Origin of the sequence: Acinetobacter sp. 809848 (assembly GCF_000581275.1) — a bacterium.
Classification (GTDB): domain Bacteria; phylum Pseudomonadota; class Gammaproteobacteria; order Pseudomonadales; family Moraxellaceae; genus Acinetobacter; species Acinetobacter pittii.
Window position 1 is genome coordinate 1 of the sequence record NZ_JEXG01000072.1, and the last position, 3,947, is coordinate 3,947.

General features: G+C 41.3%; 6 protein-coding genes and 4 tRNA genes. All 10 read right to left on the reverse strand.

Annotation, left to right across the window (positions count from 1 at the left end; translation table 11 throughout):
* Positions 1 to 230: aminoacyl-tRNA hydrolase (locus tag J536_RS23315; RefSeq protein WP_032064132.1), on the reverse strand; the 230-nt coding region annotated here is incomplete at its 3' end.
* Positions 231 to 250: 20 nt separating this feature from the next.
* Positions 251 to 547, reverse strand: a complete 297-nt coding sequence (gene rplY, locus J536_RS23320; RefSeq protein WP_002120443.1) for a 50S ribosomal protein L25 — start codon at positions 545 to 547, stop codon at positions 251 to 253.
* A gap of 96 nt (positions 548 to 643) precedes the next feature.
* Positions 644 to 1,594: a ribose-phosphate pyrophosphokinase gene (locus tag J536_RS23325; protein ID WP_002120445.1), complete on the reverse strand. Its 951-nt coding sequence runs from the start codon at positions 1,592 to 1,594 to the stop codon at positions 644 to 646.
* Between the two features lie 36 nt (positions 1,595 to 1,630).
* Positions 1,631 to 1,705, reverse strand: a tRNA-Gln gene (locus J536_RS23330).
* A gap of 91 nt (positions 1,706 to 1,796) precedes the next feature.
* A tRNA-Gln gene (locus tag J536_RS23335) sits at positions 1,797 to 1,871 on the reverse strand.
* A 20-nt stretch (positions 1,872 to 1,891) separates the two neighbouring features.
* A tRNA-Gln gene (locus J536_RS23340) sits at positions 1,892 to 1,966 on the reverse strand.
* A gap of 26 nt (positions 1,967 to 1,992) precedes the next feature.
* Positions 1,993 to 2,067, reverse strand: a tRNA-Gln gene (locus tag J536_RS0104885).
* Complete coding sequence (gene ispE / locus J536_RS23345) at positions 2,066 to 2,899, reverse strand: 4-(cytidine 5'-diphospho)-2-C-methyl-D-erythritol kinase (RefSeq protein WP_025468421.1); 834 nt, start codon at positions 2,897 to 2,899, stop codon at positions 2,066 to 2,068. Before ispE ends, J536_RS0104885 begins: the two co-directional genes overlap by 2 nt.
* Before the next feature lie 18 nt (positions 2,900 to 2,917).
* Positions 2,918 to 3,496 carry a lipoprotein insertase outer membrane protein LolB gene (lolB, locus tag J536_RS23350; RefSeq protein ID WP_017481320.1) on the reverse strand — a complete coding sequence of 193 codons (579 nt, stop codon included), beginning with the start codon at positions 3,494 to 3,496 and terminating at the stop codon, positions 2,918 to 2,920.
* Between the two features lie 4 nt (positions 3,497 to 3,500).
* Positions 3,501 to 3,947 (reverse strand): tetratricopeptide repeat protein (locus J536_RS23355; RefSeq protein WP_032008455.1); only part of this gene is annotated, 447 nt, incomplete at its 5' end.

Consider the following 3,947-nt stretch of genomic DNA (forward strand, 5'->3'; position numbering starts at 1 on the left):
ACTACACTTTGTCCAGAACGGTTCATAAATGTAGTGGGTAGAAGTAGACGGACATCGTGTCCTTCTATATTACCACGTCCACTGATTCCGTGAAATTTCGGATCATTTTTTAATGTAATGCCATATTTGTCAGCAAGCTGTTCAATGAACCAAAAACCTGCATTATGGCGGGTTTGGGCATATTCTGAACCAGGATTGCCCAAACCAACAATTAGCGAAATATTTGACACTAATCTACGCCTTTAAACACTTATGCGCGTTTGAAGTCAGCGTGCATAGGAGTGTTTTTAGATGGGTGACGTTGTAACGCTTGGATTTTAACGTTTTCAACTTTGTCGCCCACTTTGATTTCTACAACTTCTTCAAAGAAAGCATTGCTTTCTAAAGCTTTTACAAGCTCACGAAGTTCTAAAGTAACAGTTACAGGCTCAGCGTTGCCACCATAAATGATAGCTGGAATTAAAGCTTCGCGACGAAGGCGGCGGCTCGCACCTTTCCCTTGTTTGTCTTCAGCACGCGCTTGAGCGTTTAATACGAAGTTTGCCATGAGTAAATCCTCATTAAAGTTTAAAAGACTAAACTTGCGACCAGTTTAGTGATAGAAAACCCCAGCCAAGGCTAGGGTTTATAAAAAGCTGCAATATTATAAACTATCGAACATTGCACTGATAGACTCTTCGTTATTAATACGACGAATCGTTTCAGCAACCATGCTAGCAACAGAAACCTGACGGATCTTGCCTAAGGTCAATGCTTCTTCAGAAAGAGGAATGGTATCAGTCACAACCAGTTCATCAATAACTGAATTACGTAAGTTTTCAATAGCCTTACCTGATAGTACAGGGTGAGTTGCGTACGCAACTACACGACGTGCACCAAATTGCTTAAGCGCATCAGCTGCTTTACACAATGTACCAGCAGTATCGACCATATCGTCTACGATAACGCAATCACGATCTTTTACGTCACCAATTAAGTGCATAACTTGCGACTCATTGGCTTTTTGACGACGTTTATCAATAATTGCTAAATCGATGTCACCCATCTGTTTGGCAACAGCACGAGCACGTACTACACCACCAACGTCAGGAGAAACCACCATAAGGTTGTCATGTTGTTGTTGACGTAAGTCAGCAAGCAAAGCAGGAGTACCGTAGATGTTGTCGACAGGAATATCGAAGAAACCTTGAATTTGGTCAGCATGTAAGTCGATCATCACGACACGGTCAATACCAACAGTGGTAAGCATGTCTGCGACAACTTTAGCTGTAATCGGCACACGTGCAGAACGTGGACGACGGTCTTGGCGAGCATAACCAAAATAAGGGATAACAGCGGTAATACGACCAGCACTTGCACGACGCAAAGCATCTGCCATAACCAAGATTTCCATAAGGTTATCATTGGTAGGGGCACAAGTAGGCTGAACGATAAATACGTCTTTACCACGAACATTTTCAGTAATTTCTACTGAAATTTCTCCATCAGAAAAGTGACCGACTGATGCAGCACCTAGAGGGATATGTAAGTGACTTACGACTTTTTGAGCGAACTGTGGATGAGCATTTCCACTAAAAACGACAAGATTGGGCATGAAGCACCCTTGGCGGTTGGTATGTAATGAAATAGATGGCAGGGGCGGCTGGATTCGAACCAACGGATGCCGAGATCAAAACCCGGTGCCTTACCACTTGGCGACGCCCCTAATGCGGCAGAACTTTAATATTTTTGCAATGCAATGTCAAGATTAATCAACAAAAAGCATAGCAATTAAGTCTGTCTTTAAAATAAGAGAATGGCAGGGGCGGCTGGATTCGAACCAACGGATGCCGAGATCAAAACCCGGTGCCTTACCACTTGGCGACGCCCCTAAATTCGATGATATATATGATGGCAGGGGCGGCTGGATTCGAACCAACGGATGCCGAGATCAAAACCCGGTGCCTTACCACTTGGCGACGCCCCTAATATAATCATCATTACAGGTGAGGTTGGCAGGGGCGGCTGGATTCGAACCAACGGATGCCGAGATCAAAACCCGGTGCCTTACCACTTGGCGACGCCCCTAACGTGTAACCTTAAAATGATTAAGAGGAGATTCTTTTAAACTATTTACCAAGTAAGATTTACATGGTGAATGCTTAAGAATTTCATCAATATTCATTTCATTCGTTACTTCAATAAAAACACAAGCACCTGTACCTGTAAGCTTTGCTTGACCAAATTGATCTAAATATTGCATTGCTTCTTCTACTTCAGGGTATAACTGCCGAGCCAGTGGCTCAAAGTTATTTCCAAAATTAGAAGGTTCTAACTGATAGGCGCAAAATTTAGTGGTCTTAGAGTCTCTTGTCAATGTTTTTTGTGAAAAAAGCAATTGAGTGCTGATAAAACAATCAGGTTTTAAAATAATGAACTGTTTTTGATCTAAGTCTATGAATGATAAATGTTCACCAATGCCTTCAGCCCATGCATTTTTACCATAAATAAAAATTGGAACATCGGCACCGAGCTTAACACCATAGTCCGCAAGTTGTTCTTGCTCTAGGCCACATTCCCATAATTGATTTAACACAATAAGTGTTGTGGCGGCATTAGATGAACCGCCGCCTAGACCCGCACCCATTGGAATATTTTTTTCAATTTTGATGTCCAAGCCACAAAGTTTTTTTGCATGTGGTTTTAGTATTTGGGCTGCTCGATAAATCAAATTTTCTTCAGGTCGAACTTCACTCAACCCATCAATTTCGATTTCTTCGCCCAAAGTCGGTGTAAATGTCATCCAATCATATAAATCAATCAGTTGGAAAATGGTTTGTAGCTCATGGTAACCATTCTCACGTCGGCCTGTAATATGTAAAAACAGGTTGAGCTTAGCAGGGGAAGGAACTCGAATCATAGATTTATATAATTAGACTTAGCGGTTTTGGATGACCATTGTAATACGGTTTTCTTTATCTTCAGCAAGAGCTTGCTTTAAAACCAGTTTGTTTGGCAAAGTTTGTTCACCATCGTAACTGAAATTAACTGTCCAGCCATCTTCAATCAGTTGACTCACTCGATTTGTAGCGTCTTTCGTAATTTGAGCATTTAGCGTTGCTGGTTTTGCTAAAATCCAGCTCGTTAAGTGCGTAATTGGTGCTTGCCAACCTGTTGCTCGCTCTAAAAGTTCTTCTGGAGATGCAGCGCTAATAAGTCCTGTTTTAGAACTGTTTAAAGTTACTTCGCCTGGTTTACCCTGAATTTGGGTTTTTCCAACGCCTAAAATACCGCTTAATTCGATATCAAAATTATCTTGCTGTTGAAGCCAGGTAAAAAAAGCACTACCGGTTTGCTGTGGTGTACGAACCCCAATCTTACCTTGCAAATTAAAGTGTTTTTCGTCTTGAACTTGTTGAGTAACCGCAGGTTTTGGTTGAGTAAAATGCTGACAACCGGTTAGAAATAATACACTTGATCCACAGATCGCTGTGCACAGTTGGGCAAATTTGCTCATATATTTAACTCTTTTTTGCAGATGTAGGTAAAATTAACGCATCAAGCTGTTGTAATTGTGGATCATTGGCATGCTTTTGTTTCAGTTGTTGTAACACTGCGCTAAATTGCGTGAGTGACCCTTGCATATACAAAGCTTTAGCATAACGAATACCAATATTTATATTATGGCTAAGTTCATACGCTTTGCCTAAGGCTTCCGCCGCAGCTTCATAATCATTCTGTAAAAATGCAATATAACCTAGCGTATCAAGAATTGAAGCCTGTTCAGGCGCATATTCTAATGCTTGCTCTGCATACTGACGTGCTTCTTTTAAACGACGGTTTTGCAGTGCCAGTGTATAAGCATATGCATTTAGATACGTTGGGCTGTTGGGCTCAAGTTGTAATAATTGTTTTAAGGTTTTGTCCAGCTTGTCACGGTCCGTATATGGATCAAGTAATAAAACTTC

Coding starts and splice junctions, on each gene's coding strand:
- rplY (WP_002120443.1), bottom strand. CDS start 547: ATGGCAAACTTCGTATTAAACGCTCAAGCGCGTGCTGAAGACAAACAA.
- J536_RS23325 (WP_002120445.1), bottom strand. CDS start 1,594: ATGCCCAATCTTGTCGTTTTTAGTGGAAATGCTCATCCACAGTTCGCT.
- ispE (WP_025468421.1), bottom strand. CDS start 2,899: ATGATTCGAGTTCCTTCCCCTGCTAAGCTCAACCTGTTTTTACATATT.
- lolB (WP_017481320.1), bottom strand. CDS start 3,496: ATGAGCAAATTTGCCCAACTGTGCACAGCGATCTGTGGATCAAGTGTA.